The sequence below is a fragment of the Ureibacillus sp. FSL E2-3493 genome (assembly GCF_038077515.1).
Lineage (GTDB): Bacteria > Bacillota > Bacilli > Bacillales_A > Planococcaceae > Ureibacillus > Ureibacillus halotolerans.
This window is the reverse complement of the sequence record NZ_JBBOPK010000001.1, coordinates 914256-935241: the sequence shown is the minus strand read 5'-3', so window position 1 is coordinate 935241 and position 20986 is coordinate 914256. Positions and strand designations below refer to the sequence as shown.

The 20986-nt window shown below is 34.9% G+C and carries 21 protein-coding genes; 8 read left to right on the top strand and 13 right to left on the bottom strand.

Translation table 11 applies throughout. From position 1 onward, the window contains the following. The first annotated feature begins 4 nt into the window (after positions 1–4). Positions 5–1672 (top strand): ribonuclease J1, encoded by a 1668-nt coding sequence (rnjA, locus tag MHH69_RS04880; protein ID WP_122972385.1) that lies wholly within the window; start codon positions 5–7, stop codon positions 1670–1672. 59 nt (positions 1673–1731) lie between these two features. Here the strand turns inward: rnjA and MHH69_RS04875 are convergent, their stop codons facing one another. The 3 genes from MHH69_RS04875 to MHH69_RS04865 form a co-directional block, all read right to left on the bottom strand. After that, on the bottom strand, positions 1732–2391 hold the full coding sequence (locus MHH69_RS04875) for a potassium channel family protein (protein ID WP_122972386.1): 660 nt from the start codon (positions 2389–2391) through the stop codon (positions 1732–1734). 254 nt (positions 2392–2645) lie between these two features. Further along, positions 2646–3437: a formate/nitrite transporter family protein gene (locus MHH69_RS04870; protein WP_341361839.1), complete on the bottom strand. Its 792-nt coding sequence runs from the start codon at positions 3435–3437 to the stop codon at positions 2646–2648. A 300-nt stretch (positions 3438–3737) separates the two neighbouring features. Continuing rightward, positions 3738–4097, bottom strand: a complete 360-nt coding sequence (locus tag MHH69_RS04865) for a DUF2294 domain-containing protein (RefSeq protein WP_122972388.1) — start codon at positions 4095–4097, stop codon at positions 3738–3740. A gap of 425 nt (positions 4098–4522) precedes the next feature. On the opposite strand from MHH69_RS04865, the gene MHH69_RS04860 reads away from it, so the two are divergent. Next, positions 4523–5284: a DUF2935 domain-containing protein gene (locus MHH69_RS04860; protein ID WP_341361838.1), complete on the top strand. Its 762-nt coding sequence runs from the start codon at positions 4523–4525 to the stop codon at positions 5282–5284. A 47-nt stretch (positions 5285–5331) separates the two neighbouring features. Here the strand turns inward: MHH69_RS04860 and MHH69_RS04855 are convergent, their stop codons facing one another. Both MHH69_RS04855 and MHH69_RS04850 read right to left on the bottom strand, forming a co-directional pair. After that, positions 5332–5775 (bottom strand): TlpA family protein disulfide reductase, encoded by a 444-nt coding sequence (locus MHH69_RS04855; RefSeq protein ID WP_122972390.1) that lies wholly within the window; start codon positions 5773–5775, stop codon positions 5332–5334. 50 nt (positions 5776–5825) lie between these two features. Further along, a complete protein-coding gene (locus MHH69_RS04850) occupies positions 5826–6368 on the bottom strand; it encodes a peroxiredoxin (RefSeq protein WP_341361837.1) in 543 nt (180 codons plus the stop codon). 221 nt (positions 6369–6589) lie between these two features. Here MHH69_RS04850 and MHH69_RS04845 point away from each other — a divergent pair, with 221 nt between their 5' ends. The 6 genes from MHH69_RS04845 (at position 6590) to MHH69_RS04820 (ending at position 12284) form a co-directional block, all read left to right on the top strand. Continuing rightward, a complete protein-coding gene (locus MHH69_RS04845; protein ID WP_122972392.1) occupies positions 6590–7132 on the top strand; it encodes a helix-turn-helix domain-containing protein in 543 nt (180 codons plus the stop codon). Positions 7133–7143: 11 nt separating this feature from the next. After that, the gene (locus MHH69_RS04840) at positions 7144–8244 is read left to right on the top strand and encodes an ABC transporter ATP-binding protein (protein WP_122972393.1); all 1101 of its coding nucleotides are present in this window, start codon (positions 7144–7146) and stop codon (positions 8242–8244) included. Then, positions 8237–9040, top strand: a complete 804-nt coding sequence (locus MHH69_RS04835; RefSeq protein WP_122972394.1) for an ABC transporter permease — start codon at positions 8237–8239, stop codon at positions 9038–9040. The genes MHH69_RS04840 and MHH69_RS04835 overlap by 8 nt, the downstream gene beginning before the upstream one ends. Continuing rightward, entirely contained in the window at positions 9040–9843 is an 804-nt protein-coding gene (locus MHH69_RS04830) for an ABC transporter permease (RefSeq protein ID WP_122972395.1), read from the top strand. The genes MHH69_RS04835 and MHH69_RS04830 overlap by 1 nt, the downstream gene beginning before the upstream one ends. Continuing rightward, positions 9840–10916 carry an ABC transporter substrate-binding protein gene (locus MHH69_RS04825; protein ID WP_122972396.1) on the top strand — a complete coding sequence of 359 codons (1077 nt, stop codon included), beginning with the start codon at positions 9840–9842 and terminating at the stop codon, positions 10914–10916. Before MHH69_RS04830 ends, MHH69_RS04825 begins: the two co-directional genes overlap by 4 nt. A 171-nt stretch (positions 10917–11087) precedes the next feature. Then, positions 11088–12284: an MFS transporter gene (locus MHH69_RS04820; RefSeq protein WP_341361836.1), complete on the top strand. Its 1197-nt coding sequence runs from the start codon at positions 11088–11090 to the stop codon at positions 12282–12284. Between the two features lie 82 nt (positions 12285–12366). Here the strand turns inward: MHH69_RS04820 and MHH69_RS04815 are convergent, their stop codons facing one another. The 8 genes from MHH69_RS04815 to MHH69_RS04780 all read right to left on the bottom strand — a co-directional run bounded on the left by MHH69_RS04815 (position 12367) and on the right by MHH69_RS04780 (position 20876). Then, positions 12367–13485 (bottom strand): N-acetyldiaminopimelate deacetylase, encoded by a 1119-nt coding sequence (locus MHH69_RS04815; RefSeq protein WP_122972398.1) that lies wholly within the window; start codon positions 13483–13485, stop codon positions 12367–12369. A gap of 12 nt (positions 13486–13497) precedes the next feature. Further along, positions 13498–14214, bottom strand: a complete 717-nt coding sequence (gene dapD, locus MHH69_RS04810) for a 2,3,4,5-tetrahydropyridine-2,6-dicarboxylate N-acetyltransferase (protein ID WP_122972399.1) — start codon at positions 14212–14214, stop codon at positions 13498–13500. A gap of 115 nt (positions 14215–14329) precedes the next feature. Next, a complete protein-coding gene (locus MHH69_RS04805; protein ID WP_122972400.1) occupies positions 14330–15220 on the bottom strand; it encodes a LysR family transcriptional regulator in 891 nt (296 codons plus the stop codon). 90 nt (positions 15221–15310) lie between these two features. Continuing rightward, positions 15311–15751, bottom strand: coding sequence for a cyclic-di-AMP-binding protein CbpB (gene cbpB, locus MHH69_RS04800; RefSeq protein WP_122972401.1), 441 nt, complete (start codon positions 15749–15751; stop codon positions 15311–15313). Between the two features lie 143 nt (positions 15752–15894). Then, positions 15895–16134, bottom strand: a complete 240-nt coding sequence (locus MHH69_RS04795) for a short-chain dehydrogenase (protein WP_122972402.1) — start codon at positions 16132–16134, stop codon at positions 15895–15897. Positions 16135–16259: 125 nt separating this feature from the next. After that, positions 16260–17027 carry a 2,4-dienoyl-CoA reductase gene (fadH, locus tag MHH69_RS04790; RefSeq protein WP_341361835.1) on the bottom strand — a complete coding sequence of 256 codons (768 nt, stop codon included), beginning with the start codon at positions 17025–17027 and terminating at the stop codon, positions 16260–16262. Between the two features lie 148 nt (positions 17028–17175). Beyond that, positions 17176–19293: an RNA degradosome polyphosphate kinase gene (locus MHH69_RS04785; protein WP_174232686.1), complete on the bottom strand. Its 2118-nt coding sequence runs from the start codon at positions 19291–19293 to the stop codon at positions 17176–17178. A 41-nt stretch (positions 19294–19334) separates the two neighbouring features. After that, positions 19335–20876, bottom strand: a complete 1542-nt coding sequence (locus tag MHH69_RS04780; protein WP_122972417.1) for a Ppx/GppA family phosphatase — start codon at positions 20874–20876, stop codon at positions 19335–19337. Positions 20877–20986: the final 110 nt, after the last annotated feature.

Here is a 20986-nt window from a genome sequence, read left to right as displayed (position 1 = left end):
ATTTATGAAATTTGTAAAAAATGATCAAGCGGCTGTTTTCGCTCTCGGCGGACTGGGCGAAATCGGTAAAAACACATATGCAGTACAATTCCAGGATGAAATTATTGTCATCGATGCTGGAATCAAATTTCCTGAAGACGATTTATTAGGAATCGACTATGTTATACCGGATTACACTTATTTAGTACGTAACGCTGATAAAATTAAAGGTCTATTTATTACCCATGGACACGAAGACCATATTGGCGGTATTCCTTATTTATTACGCCAAGTGAATATTCCTGTATACGGTGGGAAGCTTGCTTTAGGTTTATTGCGCAATAAACTGGATGAACACGGTTTACTTCGAACAACAAAATTAATCGAGATTAAAGAAGACGACGTCATTAAGTTTAGAAAAACATCTGTCAGCTTCTTCCGTACAACACATAGTATTCCAGATGCCTTTGGGATTGTCGTTAAAACACCTCCTGGAAACATCGTCCATACAGGAGACTTTAAGTTTGACTTTACTCCAGTAGGAGAACCTGCAAACTTAACGAAAATGGCGGAAATCGGCCGAGATGGTGTACTTTGTTTATTATCTGATAGTACGAATGCAGAAGTTCCAAACTTTACGATGTCTGAACGTAAAGTTGGCGAAAGTATTCATGATATTTTACGAAAAGTTGAAGGACGTATTATTTTTGCAACCTTTGCATCAAACATCCATCGTCTTCAACAAGTGACAGATGCGGCTGCCCAATATGGCCGTAAAATTGCTGTTTTCGGACGCTCGATGGATAATGCCATTTCCATCGGTCGCGAACTAGGTTATATAACTGCACCAAAGGAAACTTTTGTCGATGCACAAACGATCAACCGTTTACCAGCAAATGAAGTGATGATTTTATGTACAGGCTCTCAAGGGGAACCGATGGCAGCATTATCACGAATTGCAAATGGTACCCATCGACAAATCCAAATCCAACCTGGTGATACAGTAGTATTCTCTTCTTCACCAATACCAGGAAATACTATGAGTGTTAATAAAATTATTAATCTATTGTTCCGTGCAGGTGCTGAAGTAATCCATGGTTCATTAAACAATATCCATACTTCCGGCCACGGATCACAAGAAGAACAAAAATTAATGCTTCGACTAATTAAACCGAAGTTTTTCATGCCAATTCACGGTGAATATCGCATGTTAAAAATGCACACGAACCTTGCGGAAGATTGTGACGTACCTATTGAAAATACATTTGTTATGGAAAATGGGGACGTTTTAGCATTAAGTTCCAATGAAGCACACGTAGCTGGTCGAATTCCTTCTGGTGATGTATACATCGATGGTAGCGGTATTGGAGATATCGGCAATATTGTATTAAGAGATCGCCGTATTCTTTCAGAAGAAGGATTAGTCATCGTCGTTGTTAGTGTAGATATGAAGAAACAAAAAATTGTCGCTGGACCTGATATTATCTCCCGTGGTTTTGTTTACATGCGGGAATCTGGAACGCTTATTAGTGAAGCACAAAAAATGTTAAATAGTCATTTAAATGAAATGATTCAAGGAAAATCTACTCAGTGGACTGAATTGAAAAATGAAATTACCGACGTTTTAGGACCATATTTATTCGAAAAAACAAAACGTCGACCAATGATTTTACCTATTATTATGGAAGTATAAAAATAAGGGTTGTCCTATTTTGGACAACCCTTTCCTTTATTTTAAATGAGGAAATTTTTTTAGCTCATCGCCTTTTTTACAAAGCGATTAATATCTACATCGGCTCCTATCACTAACAAAATATCGCCTAATAATATTTTATCGTCAGCTGCTGGAGAAATCACAATCGTTTCCCCTCTTTTAATTCCAACAATATTAATTCCATATTTCGCACGGATATCTAGATCAATTAAAGAAAATCCAGCAATTCGATCGTTGGCTCGAATTTCCATTATTGAATGCTCATCGGACAACTCTAAGTAATCTAATACATTATTGGACATAATATTATTCGCAATACGAATCCCCATATCCCGTTCAGGATGAACGACATGATCTGCTCCAATTTTCTTTAATACTTTTGCATGGTAATCATTGTGGGCTTTTACCGTTATTTGTTCAACACCGAGCTCTTTTAAAATTAACGTCGTTAGTATACTCGCTTGAATGTTTTCTCCAATGGCTACTATAACATGCTCAAAGTTTCGAATACCCAAGGATTTAATAACTTCCTCATCCGTCGTATCTGCAATGACGCTCTGGGTAGCAATTTTCGCGTATTCATCTACTCTTTCAGCAGAATTATCAATTGCTAAAACATCCGCCCCTAATCGAACTAACTCCCGTACAATACTACCCCCAAAACGACCTAATCCTATTACTACAAATTCTTTTTTCATTATGCCCCTCCGTACAAAAACATCAATGATACTATTTTAACCTAGTATTATCGTTTTGTACAAACTACGATTGTAAAAAATCTAAACATAGTTACATTACTTTATATTCGTTGTAAAACGATATAAGGAAAATAAACCAAAGGGCTACTTCAATTTCTAATAAGAAGAAATTAAAGTAGCCCCTAAGAGAACTAGACAGTTTTTCGTATCATATTTATAATTGTTTCCTAAATTAGTGTTCGTTTCTCAAAAATTTAACGAGGTTTTTGAACTTTACTTGCTTGTTTATCGTAAACATACCAATAAAGCAATCCAACAAAAATCGCTCCACCTACTACATTACCAAGGAACGTTGGAATGATGTTTCCAATAAACTCAACCCAAGTCATCTGTCCTGCAAAAATTGCTGCAGGTATTACAAACATATTCGCAACAACGTGTTGGAAGCCAATTGCGACAAACGCCATAATTGGGAACCAAATGCCTGCAATTTTTCCAATAAAATCATCTGCTCCATAAGCTAACCAAATCGCTAAACATACAAGCCAGTTACAACCAATCGCCGAAACAAAAGTTTCTAAAAACGTATGATCTACTTTTGACTCTGCAATTGCCACCGTTTTATCCAAATATGGACCCATCTCAGTTAAACCAACTACATGTCCAAAGAAATAAGCTACAAAAAGTGCTCCCACTAGATTTGCTAACGTAACCCAAACCCAATTATGAACAAGACTACCTAAAGTAATTTTCTTTGCATAATATGCCATGGAGACCGACATCAGATTTCCCGTAATCAGTTCTGCCCCAGCTAGAACAATTAATATTAGACCAACAGGGAAAACTGCTCCCCCAATTAAATTAGATAGACTTCCCCATTCTTTAGGCAAATCACCAATGACACGAATATCTAGTAAATAGCCTAGTGAAATAAATGCTCCTCCTAAAAATCCAAGCAACAACAGATGTGAAAAAGGAAGCTTTGTCTTCGTCACTCCTGTTTCTATCGTAATTTCTGCAATTTTTTGCGGTTTATGAAATGCCATAAATATTCCTCCTATTTCTAATTAAAAAAGGCAGCACCTTAAAAACCTTTTTTTACAAAAAGGTTTTTGAGATGCTGCCTAACGCCTCTGCACTCGATACAAAGAAATCAAACCATCATAATTATACATATATAGAATTCATATAAAAGCAAATAAGCAGGTCTTACTTATTTACCATTCTATGTTTTCACTATATTTGTTTTGGAAACGTTTTTCATTTTAACGTATAATGGCATTTACTGCAACACTTTTTTATTTTCTTATAATAAATTGATTGTCACTATAAAGTAAGAGCCTATATTATTCCTTTCTATTTTCTGTAATATCCCTATCAAAAACGAAAACTGATATGGCAATATCTTCTTCTACCTTGATATCGTTGAAAAGATGAACCAACTTCGCTCCAATGAGTTCTTCCATTCCTTCGGGTGGACTTTTCGCATAAATTTCTTGAATCATTTTCGTCCTCGCTGCATGTACCATATCCTTTCCATCTTCCGAACCCGTGATAAACTTTTCCGTCGGTGTTAAATTTCCATATAACGTAGCGATGGCCATATTTTCAATAAAAACTGTATGAATTCGTTCAGGTCCCTTCCCAAATGACTCTTTCCGTAGTTTTCGTATCATGTCATTGAATTCATGAACTAATTTTGACAAGTTTTCCTCCCCCTCTATACGTAGAATTGGCTCTAAAAAAGGGAATCTCCAAAAGATCATCATGAACGCTAAAAGAAAGTCAATCCAAGAATTAAACAATATAATTACAGTGTGACTGTTACAGTTCTAAGTTATACATTATGTATTTATTCATAAACACCCTATTCAAATATTTTTTAACTCAATCAACAGTTCTACATCCAATATCTAAATTTCCCCATTCTAAGTTTTTGATTATAAAAATATGCATTCCAAATACTTTTATCCCTTTCACTAATTACTCCCCGACCAATTAATAATCGGATTAATAAAGTTAAATAAACTAAAAACATTATGAATTTTATTTATAAAGGGTAGTGATTTTTTAATAAACTGGAGCATCTTTGAATACTTTAAGATGAAGTGAAAAAAGGAGTGGGTATAACTTGTCCGATTATGTAAAGAGTGCCGTTTTTGAACATCGATTTTGGTTACAAGTTTTAGGGGATCACGCTCGATTTATCCATGATTCACTTTATCCATCAGAAAAAGATGATATTGCGAAAGCAACTTATTTTATTCAACAATTCGATCAACTTTTAGCCCAAGTAAAAATGTTGAATGAATCCAATATGCAACCGTTTACTATTAAAGTAGAAGAGGCTGCTAACCAACTAAGAGACTTTAAACTATCGATTATTAAACGCCATATCACAGGAAATATTAAAATCCACCTTACGCCTACTTTTATTAATCATATGGTTAATGAGTTAGAGGAATATTTACTAATATTAAGCTATTTAAAACAAGGGAAAGCCCCACCAATCTTCCATGAATTACATCATCATTTATTATGGTTAGTCGATGCTTCCGGACACGCGGGGGCTATTAACGATCGGCTGGACGGTGTAGAAAAAAGATTAAAAGAAAAAAGCCATACCTTTACAAAACATTTTGAACAATTTTATTTAAAAGCGATTGAGTTAACAGGCTACTTACGAACAAATATAAGTAAATTTCCCGCCCTATCAAAATTTAACCATGATGTTGAAGTAGAAATAGGATTATTCAAAACCTTTTTAAACGAATTGGAAGAAATGGAGTTAAATGCTGAAGTACTAGGTATTTTTTCAGTATCGATGGCAGATCATATGGCAAGAGAAGAACAATATTATTTAATGAAACTAGCACAATCAAAAGCAATTTAAATGAAAAAGTGTAGCAACTAAATGCTACACTTTTCTCTTTAATCTGCTTAATTTTCTGCTAGTATTTTATTTATTCTCTTTTCGAGCATTTTCATGCCGCTACCACCCGACTGAAAATGTCTAAGTAAACCAAACTTATCAAAAACATAATAGGCTGGAACATATTCGTTTTCGAAGGCATCACTTAACTTCAGGGCATTATCAATAAAAATAGGATGGGATATTTTATATTTTTTTGCCACCTTCTTAATTTTATCGACGTCGGTATCTTCATAGGATCGAGGCATATGCACTGCAATCATATTCAACTCATTTTTGTACCGCTCTTTTAATTGGATAACTTCAGGCATTATCTCTTTACATAAATGACAACTAACCGACCAAAAATGAATTAAAGTTGGTTTCTTTCCTACTAACTCTTGATTTGATACTGCACCGTTTAACCATTTCGTTTCTCCCATCAATTCAGGCATTGGTGAACGTAATTTCATAAACATCCTCCTTGAAAGAAATTGAGAAGAACTCCCCCCTTTCGAAATATCTACAAAGTTTCATCTCCAGGCCGCCAGTTTGCAGGACATAATCCACCTGTTTGAAGGGCTTGAAGTACCCTTAATACTTCGTCGACATCTCTACCAATATTATCATGATGAATTGATTGATATTGAAGCTGCCCTTCCGGACTTATAATAAATAACCCCCTCAATGCAACTCCTTCCTCCTCGACTAATACTCCATATTTTTTGGCAACTTGATGATTATGATCTGCTGCAAGGGGATATTTTAACTGGCCAAGTCCGTTTTTCGTTCGATCCGTATTAATCCAAGCTAAATGGGTATAAACCGTATCGGTTGAAACACCGATAACTTCAGTATCCAAATCTTCAAATAGCTCATATTGATCTGAAATAGCCGTAATTTCTGTTGGGCAGACAAAGGTAAAGTCCATAGGATAAAAAAATAAAACAGTCCATTTCTCCTGTTGTATATTTTCTTTTAACGACACTTTCCCAAAGCTTTTATCTGGCATTACCGCATCCATTTCAAACAGAGGAGCTTGTTTTCCTACTTGTAGTTCCGTCATTTCCTTCCCTCCACGTTTAAACCAATTTCAATAAGAAATTCTTCCATTCAACTAACAACATATTCATTTAGTTGGAGAAATTTCCACTTCCGAGAAATATTCTATTGATTTTTTACTCGAATTTTGTATAATTGTATCGTTAATAATAAACAAAAAGTTTTGTTATAGTAAACTTTTATATTTGAAGTTTATGTATACTAAACAATTCAAGGAGTTATAACATGCAAATTGGTGCGAAAATTAAAGCATTGCGACTAAAAAAAGGTCTTACACAAGAAGAGTTAGGTGAACGTACAGATTTAACAAAGGGATATATTTCACAGCTAGAACGGGATTTAAATTCCCCATCAATTGAGACATTATTTTCAATATTAGAAGTTTTAGGAACGACTCCAAAGGAATTCTTTGACGATTCGTTACAGGAGCAAAAGGTTGTTTATAACAAAGACGATCAAACTTCCTATATTGATGAAGAGAAAAACTATAAAATCCAATGGCTCATACCAACTTCGAATGAAAAAGAAATGGAACCTGTTATTTTAACTCTTCAAAAAGATGGTGAATACAAACAATTTGAACCTTCCTTAGCCGAAACCTTTATCTATGTACTAAAAGGTCGCATACGACTCGTAATAGGTGAAGAAGAATATATCGCTAGTGAAGGGAACGCTATTTATTATGAAGCATCATCTAATCATCAAATTTTCAACGCCAACAATGGCAAAACAGAATTGTTATTAGTAGCGACAGAATCTTATTTATAGGAGGTAAGAACATGAGTGATACAATTATCCGATTTGAAAATGTCTCAAAATCGTATGATGATGGCACCGTTGTATTAAAAAACATCGATTTTGAACTGGAAAGAGGCAAGTTTTATACACTGTTAGGTCCATCAGGTTGTGGTAAAACAACAATTTTGCGTATCATAGCCGGATTTACAGATCCTTCTGAAGGAAATATTTATTTTAACGATCAAAAAATTAATCATGTACCAGCGAACGAGCGGCAAGTGAATACGGTTTTTCAAGATTATGCCCTTTTTCCCCATTTAAATGTTTTTGAAAATGTTGCTTTCGGTTTACGTATTAAAAAATTAAAAGAAAAAGAAATTCAAGAACGAGTTCTGGAAGCTTTAAAGTTTGTTAATTTAAGTGGTTATGGGAATCGGGAAATTTCTGAAATGTCCGGTGGTCAACGGCAAAGGGTTGCGATTGCTAGAGCGATTGTTAACGACCCACAAGTCATTCTACTAGATGAACCATTATCTGCCCTCGATTTAAAATTGCGTTCAGAAATGCAATATGAATTGCGGGAATTACAGCAACGTTTAGGAAAAACCTTTGTCTTTGTAACCCATGATCAAGAAGAGGCATTGGCAATGTCCGATGAAATTTTTGTCCTTCATGATGGCGAGATTCAGCAATCTGGAACACCTGTTGACATATATGACGAACCAATTAATCGTTTTGTCGCAGACTTCATCGGTGAATCAAACATCGTTGACGGTGTAATGATTGAAGACTTTAAAGTCCAATTTACTGGCAAGACTTTCGATTGTGTTGACAAAGGAATGAAACCGAACGAAAAAGTAGATATTGTTATCCGCCCGGAAGATTTAGAAATGACGACAGTAGATAAAGGTAAGTTAGTTGTAACAGTCGATACCCAACTGTTCCGAGGTGTTCATTATGAGTTATCAACCTATGATCAAGATGGGAATGAATGGTTAGTACACTCTCTTAAAAAGGCCGAAGTAGGTGAACAAATAGGTCTGGACTTTTCTCCAGAGGCGATTCATGTTATGCGATTAAATGAAACAGAAGAAGAGTTTGATAAACGACTAGAGTCCTATGGAGAAGAAGAAAATGTTTGATAAAGCTTCGAAAGGGTCACTATTCCCTTATGCTTTTTGGATAGCTTTATTCGTCATCGCTCCTATCGCCTTAATCGTTTATTATTCCATGCTCGACTTAAATGGTCACTTTACTTTCGATAATTATAAAGCCTTTTTTACACCAGTTTATTTAAAAATGACGCTTACTAGCTTTTGGTATGCCTTTTTAATTACGTTCTTCACATTAATGATTGCATATCCGACTGCTTATTTGTTAACTAAAACAAAACATAAACATTTATGGTTAATGTTAATCATTATTCCTTCTTGGATTAACTTATTATTAAAAACTTATGCTTTTATTGGGATATTCGGACTTTACGGACCTATCAATGCTTTTATAAAAGTATTCGGTCTTGAACAACAACAAATTTTATTTACAGATTTTAGTTTTATCTTTGTGTCGGTTTATATTTTTATTCCATTTATGATTATTCCAATTTTTAACTCATTGAATAAATTAAACCCGACATTAGTTTATGCAGCTCGAGATTTAGGGGCTTCAAGTTTTACCACATTCCGTCGCGTCATTTTCCCATTAACAATTGATGGAGTGAAATCAGGTATACAAGTCACATTCATTCCAGCATTATCTTTATTTATGATTACTCGATTAATCGCTGGGAATCAAGTGATTACTTTAGGTACAGCAATTGAACAACAGTTCCTTGTATCTCAAAACTGGGGTATGGGCTCTACAATTGCCGTCTTCCTCATTATATTAATGGTCATTATTATGCTGTTTACAGGTCAAAAGAAGGGAGGCCGCGCATAGTGAAAAAACTATCTTCCGTTTCAAAAATTTACTTAATTGTAGTCTTTATCATTTTATACGCACCTATCTTTTACTTGATCTTTTATTCCTTTAATAGTGGTGGGACTATGAATCATTTTGAATCTTTCACCCTTGAGCATTATAAAGCTATTTTTGATGATTCAAGATTAATTGTCATTTTGATGAATACAGTCATTGTGGCTCTTTTATCAGGATTAATTGCTACGATAATCGGAACATTAGGAGCAATTGGAATTGTCTCCATTAAAGATCATAAAATGCGGAATACACTTCTCTCATTAAATAACGTCTTAATTGTAAGTCCGGACGTTGTCATTGGTGCAAGCTTTTTAATACTCTTTACAATCATCGGCATCAAATTAGGTTTTGCTTCTGTTTTAATATCCCATGTTGCCTTTAGTATACCTATTGTCGTTTTAATGGTTTTACCAAAGCTTTTAGAAATGAATACTTCTTTAATTGATGCGGCAAGGGATTTAGGTGCTACAAAACGGGATGTTTTAACTAGAATCATCCTTCCATATATTCAACCAGGAATATTTGCTGGATTCTTCTTAGCTTTAACCTATTCATTAGATGATTTTGCTGTTACATTTTTCGTTACTGGTAATGGATTTTCCACTTTATCCGTTGAAATTTATTCGATGGCAAGGGCAGGTATTTCCCTTACAATTAACGCAATATCCGGTCTTGTATTCTTCATAACAGTGTTAGTTGTGATTGGCTATTACTTTGTAACGAATAGAACTAAAAACAATACAACAGAGGGGGTACATCGATGAAATCATTAATACAAGCAACCGTTGCAATCATAGTCGTATGTGCCCTCCTTTTCTTTGCGATTCATAAAATAGAATCCACAAGTTCTTCTAAAACGACAGATACGATAACGGTCTACAATTGGGGAGAATATATTGATCCTGATTTAATTGATCAATTTACAGAAGAAACAGGTATCAATGTCATTTATGAGACATTTGATTCGAATGAAGCGATGATGACAAAGGTGCAACAAGGTGGCTCCGCTTATGATGTAGCAGTACCGTCGGAATATATGGTGGAAAAAATGATTGAAGAAGATTTACTTTTACCTATCGACCATTCTAAAATACCTAATCTGAAAAACATTGACCCATATTTTTTAGATTTAGCATTCGATCCGAAAAATCAATATTCCATCCCATACTTTTGGGGAACAGTCGGAATCGTATATAACCCCAATTTAGTAGCTGACCATTTAACGTTCACAACTTGGGAAGATTTATGGGACCCATCCTTAAAAGATAAAGTATTTTTAGTTGATGGTGCCCGGGAAGTAATTGGAATGGGTCTGAACTCTATCGGTGAGTCATTAAATGTGAAAGATGATGCCTTACTTCGTAAAGCGACAGACAAATTAATTACTTTATCACCAAATGTGAAGGCGATTATTGGGGATGAGATTACTCCTTTAATGATTAATAACGAAGCAGCAGTTGCTTTAACTTGGTCTGGCCAAGCTGCGGATATGATGTGGGAAAATGAAGAGCTTGATTTTGCCGTTCCTGAAGAAGGCTCTAATTTATGGTTCGATAATTTCGTTATACCTAAAACGGCGGCAAATATTGACGGTGCCCATGCATTTATCAACTTTATGTTAGATGCTGAAGTTTCTGCTCAAAATAATGATTATGTCGGTTATTCTACTCCTAATCAAGCCGCAATGGAATTAATGGATCCTGAAGTTATAGAGGATGAACGTTTCTATCCTAATGAAACATTAAGGAATAAATTAGAAGTTTACAAAAACTTAGGCTTGGAATGGTTAGGAAAATATAATGAGTATTTCCTAGAGTTTAAAATGAGTATACGGTAATAGATTCCTCACCACTTAATCAACGAACAATCCATGTTGAAAATTGTCGATAAATCTAATTTGTTTCAGCCTTTAGTCCACTACTTATTTGTAGTTAATAGATATACAATATGATAAGCTATGAAACATGAATTATATAAAGGGGATACAAGTAAGAAAGGGTGGACAGAAATGACACAGAAAAAGAAAAAAATTGTCTTACTCATTTTGATGGCTAATATGTTTATTACGATGGGAGGTATTGGGATATTAATTCCTGTATTGCCTTCCTACCTCGAAATTTTCGGCGTCGGCGGGCAAGTACTAGGATTTTTAATCGCTTCCTTTGCCTTCGCCCAATTTTTATTGTCTCCAGTAGCAGGTGATTTATCAGATCGCTACGGTAGAAAAATTTTCATTATCGGGGGACTGTTTGTTTACGGTGTTTCCCAAATATTATTTGGATTAGCTACTCATGTGTGGATACTATTTATCGCACGCTTTTTAAGTGGTGTTGGCGCTGCATTTATTATGCCACCAATTATGGCCTATGTCGCCGATATTACTACTGTTGAAGAAAGAGGAAAAGGGATGGGAATGATTGGTGCTGCCATTTCCCTTGGATTTATGATTGGACCAGGCTTAGGTGGATTTTTAGCAAATGTCGATTTACACTTTCCCTTCTTCTTAGCAGGTATTATTGCATTAATTGCTTCCATCTTCTCAATTATCGTATTACCGAATGTCCCACCACAAATGAAGGAAACAGAAGAAGTGAAACGGGAAAATATTATTAACCAATTAGTACGTTCGGTGAAAACACCTTATTTCATTTTACTAATTGTCGTATTTACCTTTAGCTTTGGTATTTCAAATTTCCAATCAACTTTATCGATGTTTTTAACACATAAATTTGATTATTCACCTACTGATATTGCCATAGTTATTACTGTTGGTGGATTTGCAGGTGTCATTCTTCAAATGTTTATCATTGATAATTTATTTAAACGTTTTGGCGAAATGAAAGTGATTTATGCAAACTTAATTGCTGCTGCTATTTCAATGGTCTTAATGATTTACATTAGTGGCTTCTTTGTCATTTTATTCGTTACGACGCTATTCCAAATTGCAACAGTATTTATACGACCAGCTGTTAATACGTTAATTTCTAAGTTTGCAGGTGCCGATCAAGGGTTTGCTGCTGGTATGAATAATGCTTATATGAGTTTAGGAAATATGGTTGGACCTGCCTTAGCAGGTGTATTACTTGAATGGAATATGGCTTCTCCATTTATATTAGGAACAGTAATATTACTAGGTTGTTTCGTATTAGCATATAGTTGGACGCTGAAAAAAGCGCCCCATTTATTGGGTAGCCCTACTCAATAATTTATAACGGGACAATCTCATAAAAAAAGAGTCATCCCTTTTCACGATGTAAATACATAGAAAAGAATGACTCTTTTTATTTTTATAACGATCTAATAAATTGTTCCACAAATTGGGCATTGAAGGATAATAATTGTTCATCTGGACTAATTTTTGCGTGATGCAATCCATATTCACAATTTGCACCTGCCCAAAACATAGCACCAGGAATGTCCTTTAAGAAATAACCGAAATCTTCACCAGTCATAGCCGCTGGGCAATGATAAGAAGTTGCCCCCTCAAATTGATCAGCAAAATCTAATAATCGTTTTGCGCTTTCAGGATGATTATTCACTTCATAATACATTGAACCATAGTCGATTGAAACTTCACAATCAAAGGAAGCTTCAATCCCTGCACAAATTGCCTCAATACGTCGCTTCACTTCTGCCATTGCCTGAGCGTTCAACGTTCGAATGGTGCCTTCTAACCTCGCATTTTCAGCGATAATATTTTGCACTGTTCCAGAAGTCATTTTACCAATCGTTACAACGGCACTATCCATCGGGTCCACATTACGACTAACAATCGTTTGCAATTGTACAATTAAATTGGCAGCAGCAACTGTCATATCTTTTGTTTTATGGGGATAAGCAGCATGTCCACCTTTCCCTTTTAAATCGATAAACAGTTCAGATGTATTTGCAAATAACAATCCTGGACGTGTTGCAACAGTTCCCACTGGATATTCAGGAGCAATATGTAATGCATAAATTTCATCGGGTAAAAGGTCTGGTCGTTCCGTCTTTAACCATTCGAGCATCGGTTTTGCACCACCAGGTCCTTCTTCAGCCGGTTGGAAATAAACGACTACATTTTGTTCCGGTTGATTGCTAGCAAGCGCTTGAACTAATCCAAGAGTAATTGTCATATGACAATCATGGCCGCACGCATGCATATTGCCTTCATGGATAGAGGAATAGGGTAAGCCCGTTTCTTCCACTATCGGAAGACCATCGATATCAGATCGCCAACCAATCGTTTTCGTTGGATTACTCCCTTCAATTTGCACTACAATTCCTGTCTTCCAAGTAGTAACTGATAAATAATTTTGGGGAAATTCGGATATCTTTTCGAGCAAATATTTTTGCGTTTTAAATTCTTTAAATCCGAGTTCTGGAATTTGATGCAATTCTCTACGGATTTGGACAAGTGTATCCATTATGACACCTTCTTAAATATTTCTTAGTGCATCAATAATTTCCGTTTTTGATTTTGTTTTTTCATCAAGTTGTTTTAATACACGTGCAGGTACTCCACCTACAACTGTATATGGCTCAACATCACTAATAACAATCGCACCTGCTGCTACAACAGCGCCTTTACCTACTCGTACACCTTCTAATACGACGGCGTTTGCACCGATTACAACATCGTCTTCAATAATAACTGGTGTCGCTGATGGTGGTTCGATAACACCTGCTAAAACTGTTCCTGCACCAATGTGGCAGTTTTTCCCTACAGTTGCACGTCCACCTAAAACCGCACCCATATCGATCATTGTTTTTTCACCGATTTCAGCTCCAATATTTATAATGGCACCCATCATAATAACGGCATTGTCACCAATAGTTACTTGATCACGGATAATTGCACCTGGCTCAATACGAGCATTTTGATATTTTAAATCTAGTAAAGGTACACCAGAATTGCGACGATCGTTTTCAACGACATAATCTGCAATTTTATCACTATGTTCTTTTAGTGCACTTTCAATCTCGCTCCATTCACCGAAAACTACAGCATTATTTTGTTCACCAAAAACTTTTGAATTTTCACCATATGATAAATTGGCAACACCTTCACCTTTAACATATACTTTTACCGGTGTTACTTTTTTAGAATCTGAAATAAATTGAATAATTTCTTGCGCGTTTAATTTTTTTGACATTCCTTTAAACTCCTATCTATGTAATTTCCAATAACATAAATTGATTGTACTAAATTTTCAATCAAATAGCACGTATAAAAATTCATTGTCCTTCATAAAGGAACGGGTATATACATTATTTCGTATAATCGTAAAGGCAGCTTGCATGTTCCTTTACAACATCTACAAATGCTTCTACCTGTCTTAATTTAAAGGAAGAGTCATAGCCTATTAACCACGTATCACGAGTTAATCCTGTATCTTTTTCATTATTCGTCAATGGAATTTTATTCACCTTTTCTTCACCATTTAACGTAATGGAAGGTAAAATCGCATATCCAATACCATTCATGGCCATTTGTTTACACGTTTCAATTTGATCCACAATAATTTGACGTTTCGGATTGGATGAAAAATGTCTTTGCCACCAAAGTTGGATTTCTTGGTAGTAATTGGAGTCACTTTTGAATTGGATAAATGGACGGTCCGTTGTTAAAATGTCTTCAATTTTTTCAATTTCCTTATCAACTAAGTACATCATATCTCGAAACAGATGGACCCTTTTCCCTTTCCATTCTGCTTGGCCACGCACAATACCGACATGGGCTTCCCCTTCATAAAGCGCCTTTACAATTTCTGAGCTCCAACCTGTAATAAGGGAAATTTTCGCATCAGGATATTGGGTTACAAAATCCTTTAATACTTTTGGAAGCCAATTTTGACCGACAATGGAAGCACAAGCAATTTTCAATGTACCATGGACTTTCGAATTAAGTCCTTGAATCGTATCGAATACTTCTTCCCTCCGATTAATCGATTCAATGGCATATTGGATAACTAATTCTCCCGCTGGTGTCGGAGTTAACCCTTTTTGTGATCGAATGAACAACTGGGCTCCCCAGTCTTTCTCAATAGATTGTAATCGTTGAGAGAGGGCAGGTTGCGTAAGAAAAAGTCTTTCTGCTGCTTTTCTCATATTTTTTTCTTCAGCTAATATTTTAATGATTTCTGCTTCAGTTGTTGTCAATGGAAACTCCCCCAATATTTGCGAATATAAAAAATGACAAAATCCATTTGAATGGATTTTGTCGATATCACTTGATTTCCTTTTACTTTATCAATCTACTTGATAAATATATTTTTTTAATTGCTTTAAAATGACACGACGAGTTAATATGCCTGCAAAGGTACCTTCCTCATCAACGACACATAAAAATGCATGATTAATGACTAAATCTAGCGCTTTTTGAAATGTATCTGTAATTTTTAAAAAAGTAACGTTTCTATCCATTACATCATCAACTTTAATATTTGTAAGCTTTTCATATTCGATTCGTTCTAATCCTAATATAGATTCTGTTATCATTTTCATGCTTAATAAACCTTGTAAACGATATTTAATATCTAATACAGGTACAGATGAATAACCTGTTTTCGTTAAGACGAGTAAAGCATGTTCAGCACTATTCCCAATTTGTACGTGTGCAACTTTCTCTGATGAAATAATAAAGTCGCTAATTGGTGTATCTAATAATGCTCTTGTGTTTGTTGAAATCATACCTTCTACTCCTTTTTCTGTAAGTCAACTTTCAGAACAGGGATACCACATTACTTATATAATATCACAATTTGTTCACAATTGACCATGATATGCAGCAAGTAATTTGGAGTAGAAGGATGTTATTCCTAAAACTTCACATACTAATAACCGTATATAGACCAGTAATAAAAGATCATAATTCCAGCAAACAAACCGAAAATAAGGTACATAATAATAATCGGGTTCATTGCTACTGGATGCTCTTTTACCATTTTATTAATTGGTGTATCTGTAGCTGATGCACGTTGTCTTGCCTTTTTCATTACGCCTGCCGTTAAGAAGTAGGATACAGCGATAATGAGTATAACTGTAATAATCATCGGAATAGTCCACATGCCCATACATTACACCTCCTAATGTTTAGTATTGAAAGTGTACTTAGTATGAGTCGACGGGGTGTTGTTTTATTCTTTTTGAAAAAGGAAGTTCTTTATTTCATTTTTTAACGTGCAGTCTTATTTACAACTTAAAAAGGATATTGATTTAACCATTGTCCACCGTCTAGAGTGACACATTCACCATTCATATAAGAAGCTTTATTCGACATAATAAATGTAGCCAGTTCAGCTATTTCTTCTGGCGTACCGAGTCTTTTTAATGGAACAGATTGAACCGTTCGTTTCGCTTGTTCTTCTGATTCCCAAAGCTTCCCTGCTCCTCCAGTTCTCTCAATAGGTCCTGGTGCTATCGCATTAACACGAATTCCATATTTATGTCCCCATTCTACAGCAAGGGACCTTGTTAACGATAATACCCCAGCTTTGGCAGCAGCAGAATGAATAACTCCTGCTCCTGCTCCCCAGGCATACGTAGCAACCATATTTAAAATTTTTCCTTTAACCCCATGTTCAATCCAATATTTTCCTACTTCTGATGAACAGTAAAACGTACCGTTTAGTACAATATCAATCACTGCTTTCCAACCATTCGGCGATAAACTTTCAGCAGCGACAATAAAATTTCCTGCTGCATTATTTACTAAACCGTCAATTTTTCCAAAGCGATTATTCGTAAATTGAACCATCCCTTTTACATGTTCTACTTCTCGAACATCCATTTGGAACGTTTCAACGGTTGAACCATAGGCTAAAATTTCTTTTTTTGCATTTTCCAAACGTTCTAAATCCCGTCCAGTAATGACAACATTAGCCCCTTCTTTTACAAATTGTTTTGCCATAGCTAGTCCCATCCCACTGGAACCACCTGTAATAATATAAGTCTCATTTTTTAACATACATACATCCCCCATTCCCAAAGTGAATAACCATTCACTTCCAATTTTACTATAAAGATAGAGGGATGTCATTCAATTATCAGAATATATAGAAAAACATTTTATTGAAAATAAAAAATCCAACAATTTGTTGGATTTCTAATATAGATTAATCTTCTACTACAACAGTACTCATTGCCTCTAATAAAAACTGTTCTTGGGAGTTAAGCTTTGTAGTCGTTTCACTAACTTCTTTATATCGATATTCACCATTGGAGTCTTGAATACGAGCCTTTTCCGTATCAGCCATTTGGGTTATAAAAATATCCATTACCCGTTGTTTAATCTCTTCGGAATAAATCGGAAATAAAATTTCTACACGTTTCACCATATTGCGTGTCATCATATCAGCCGATGATAAGAATACTTTATTCTCACCATTATGATAGAACCAAAAAATTCTAGAATGTTCTAAAAATCGTCCGACAATACTAGTTACACTTATATTTTCGCTAATACCTGGTATCCCTGGGCGTAAACAACATATTCCTCGAATAATAAGTTCAATTTTAACCCCTTGAATTGACGCTTCATACATTTTCATGATTAACTCTTTATCTGTTAATGAATTCATTTTTGCACGTATAAATCCATTTCCATGTTCTTGATGCATACGTATTTCTTCATCGATTAATCGAATAAACTCATCCCGTATATCAAAGGGTGCGACAACTAAATGATGATATTTTGGTTTTTCTGTATATCCACTTAAATAATTAAAAAAGTTTGTTGCATCTATACCGAATTCTTTGTCCGTCGTGATAATGCCCATATCTGTATATACTTTCGCTGTTGCATCATTATAATTGCCTGTTCCTAAGTGGACGAAGCGTTCTATTTTCCCATTTCTTCTTCTAACGACAAGGGTAATTTTAGAATGGGTTTTTAAATTATTCACTCCATAAATAACAAGACATCCTGCTTGCTCAAGTTCCTTAGCCCAATGAACATTGTTTTCCTCATCAAAACGAGCTTTTAACTCTACTAAAACAGTTACTTGCTTTCCGTTTTCCGCTGCTTGTTTTAAAGCCGTTATAATAGGGGAATTACCGCTTACACGATATAATGTTTGCTTTATTGCTAATACTGTCGGATCGACTGCCGCATCCGTTATAAACTCGACTATCGGTTCAAAGGATTCATACGGATGATGGAAAAAAATATCTTGAGTTAGAGCTTTTTCAAATATATTTTCATCGGAATTTAAATCTTTTGGTCTTTGCGGAATAAAGCTTTCATATTCTAAATGTTCTCGATAATTGGATATTTTTTTAACAAAACTAAATAAGCAAGTTAAATCTAAAGGTCCGTCAATTTTAAATACGTCGGACTCTTCAATTTCAAACTCTTCTAATAAGTAGTCGAGCACTTCATCGCTCATCTCGCCGTCCCTTACTTCTAGTCGGCTACCAACGCCCCATTTTCTTTTTTTCAACTCTTTTTCAATTTCGACGAGTAAGTCTTGTGCACCCTCTTCATGAATTGTTAAATCGGCATTTCTCGTTAGACGGAAAGCTTGCGTTGATTTTACATTATACCCATAAAACAATTGATTAATATGACTTGTTATGACGTCTTCCAATAAAACAAATACTTTCTCATTATTGTCGGTAGGTACTTCGATAAAGCGGTCTAAAACCGAGGGAACTTGAACAATTGCTACCTTTTCATTTTCTTCCCCTAAACCATTTTCTTCTAACAGAACAAGTAAATTTAATGTTTTTCCAAGTAAAGTAGGGAACGGTCTATAAGCGTCTACTGCAACGGGTGTTAATACTGGGAATATCGTTTCTTCAAATAACTCATGTACATACTCTTTCTGTTTTTCATTTAATAATTTGAAATCAGAAATATGTACTCCTTCTTGTGGTAATAAATCGTAAATTAAATGACGGAGTACTTCCATTTGCCGCTTTACAAGGGCTTGTGTCCTTTTAGCAATTTTAGTTAATTGTTCCTTCGGGGTAAGACCTGATTTATTTTCTGGTTTATGGAAACCAGCCCTAACTTGATCTTGTAAACCAGCTACACGAACCATAAAAAATTCATCTAAATTTGAGCTAAAAATAGCTAAAAATTTTAACCGTTCAAGCAATGGATTTTGTAAATCTTCCGCTTCTTCTAATACACGTTCATTAAACGCTAACCAGCTTAACTCACGGTTATTATAATAATGTGGTTTTGCAATTTCTTCTAACATCCGCTCATCAGAAATAGCCTTTTCCATTTCTTTTCCATGGGGAATTTCCAATTGGAAATCTTTCGTCATCACATTTCACCCTTTTTATAAAAATGAATTTTTACCGGTTTTTTGAACACACGTTCAATATGTTTTTTTTGTTTGTCAGATTGATATATTTCCGTCATCGGATAACGATTAGCTAATATCATTACATGAATCGTATCATCCATTTTTTTCAATTCAATTGATTGAACAATATTCCGTTTCGTTATATTTAATGAATAAATAAATTTTAAAATTGCTCCATAGTCTTTTAATATTTTCAATTCTTCTCTCGATAACCAAGAGGAAAATGGCGATGCAAATCTTCTAAAATAATCTTTGTTTTTATATGAAGCCATTAATGCAAGTTTTACTCGGTCTATATGATTTAAGCCTGCTATCGATTGATTAGCTAGTAAATAAAAGGTGTGCTGATTGGATGAATCTTGCTCAATATAATCGCCAATCGCATAAACTTGTGCAGCCTTTTTCAATAATTGTAAATGTTCATCATGATAAGTTAATAAACTTAATCGGCAACATTCTTTATAAAAAAGCTCCGTCATTCTTTGAAGAAATTGATACTCTTGTTCAGAACGTCCATACCTATGAATAAGCCTTTTCGCATTTTGTTCATACACTTGATGTTTATCATAGGCTGTCGGATCATTTTGAAGTACACGATTAATCATAATGCCTTCTCTTAAACCTTTTTTACTTATTTGAAAGGCAGGTGCATTCACTACGAACAATAAAACTTGGAAAACTTCTAATGCTATGCCAATAATGTCGGCCCGATCTGAGGATAGCCCGTCCAGTTGTTTCAATTGTTCAAAACTCATGTTTTCTATATAGCTACTAAGACTCGCTAATTCATCAAATTTCAATTCATATTGATGAACCCCTGATATCGGATAATTAATAAATTGCTGATGAATTTGAGCAACATTTCGGGCACTACCTCCAATTCCAATGACAGGTAATCCAATTTGTTGAATCCAGTTTAATTGTTCAAACTGCTCCTTGACAAATTGTCGCAATAATTTTCTTTCGTCTCCATTTATAATGTCTCCGGAAACAAACTTTTGTTTTAATGATACGGTTCCAAAGGGAAAACTAAAGGCTTTTTGTAATTTCTTATTTTTAAATAATGTAATTTCAGTGGAACCACCGCCAATATCGATTGTGACTGCTGAGGGGGTATCCATTGAATGGGCGACTGCTAAAAAGCCAAAATATGCCTCCTCCTCCTCTGTAATCAATTCGATTAAAAGGCCAGTCTCTTTTTCTATATGATGAATAATCATTCGATTGTTTTTTGCTTGGCGAATTGCTGCAGTGGCTGTTACTTTAATATCGACCACATTGAAATCATCAATGATTTTTTTAAACGATGTTAATGTATCAACTAATAATTGGATTCCTTGCTCAGACATATCACCGTTCGGTTGAATATATGTACGCAATCTAGCAACTGTTTTAAAATTTCCTAACTCCCGTAATCCTTCTAAATTATTGTATTCATAGACAACTAGACGTATCGTGTTGGATCCAATATCTATAATGGCAGTTTTTAATCTTTCCATAGGTATCACATCTCTTTCAACTTTAATCAAACTTACCTCTCTTTTCAGAATGGTTGAATTAGTCAGACTTTAAACGCTGTTAAACATCTTTAACCTATTTTTTTAAAGAA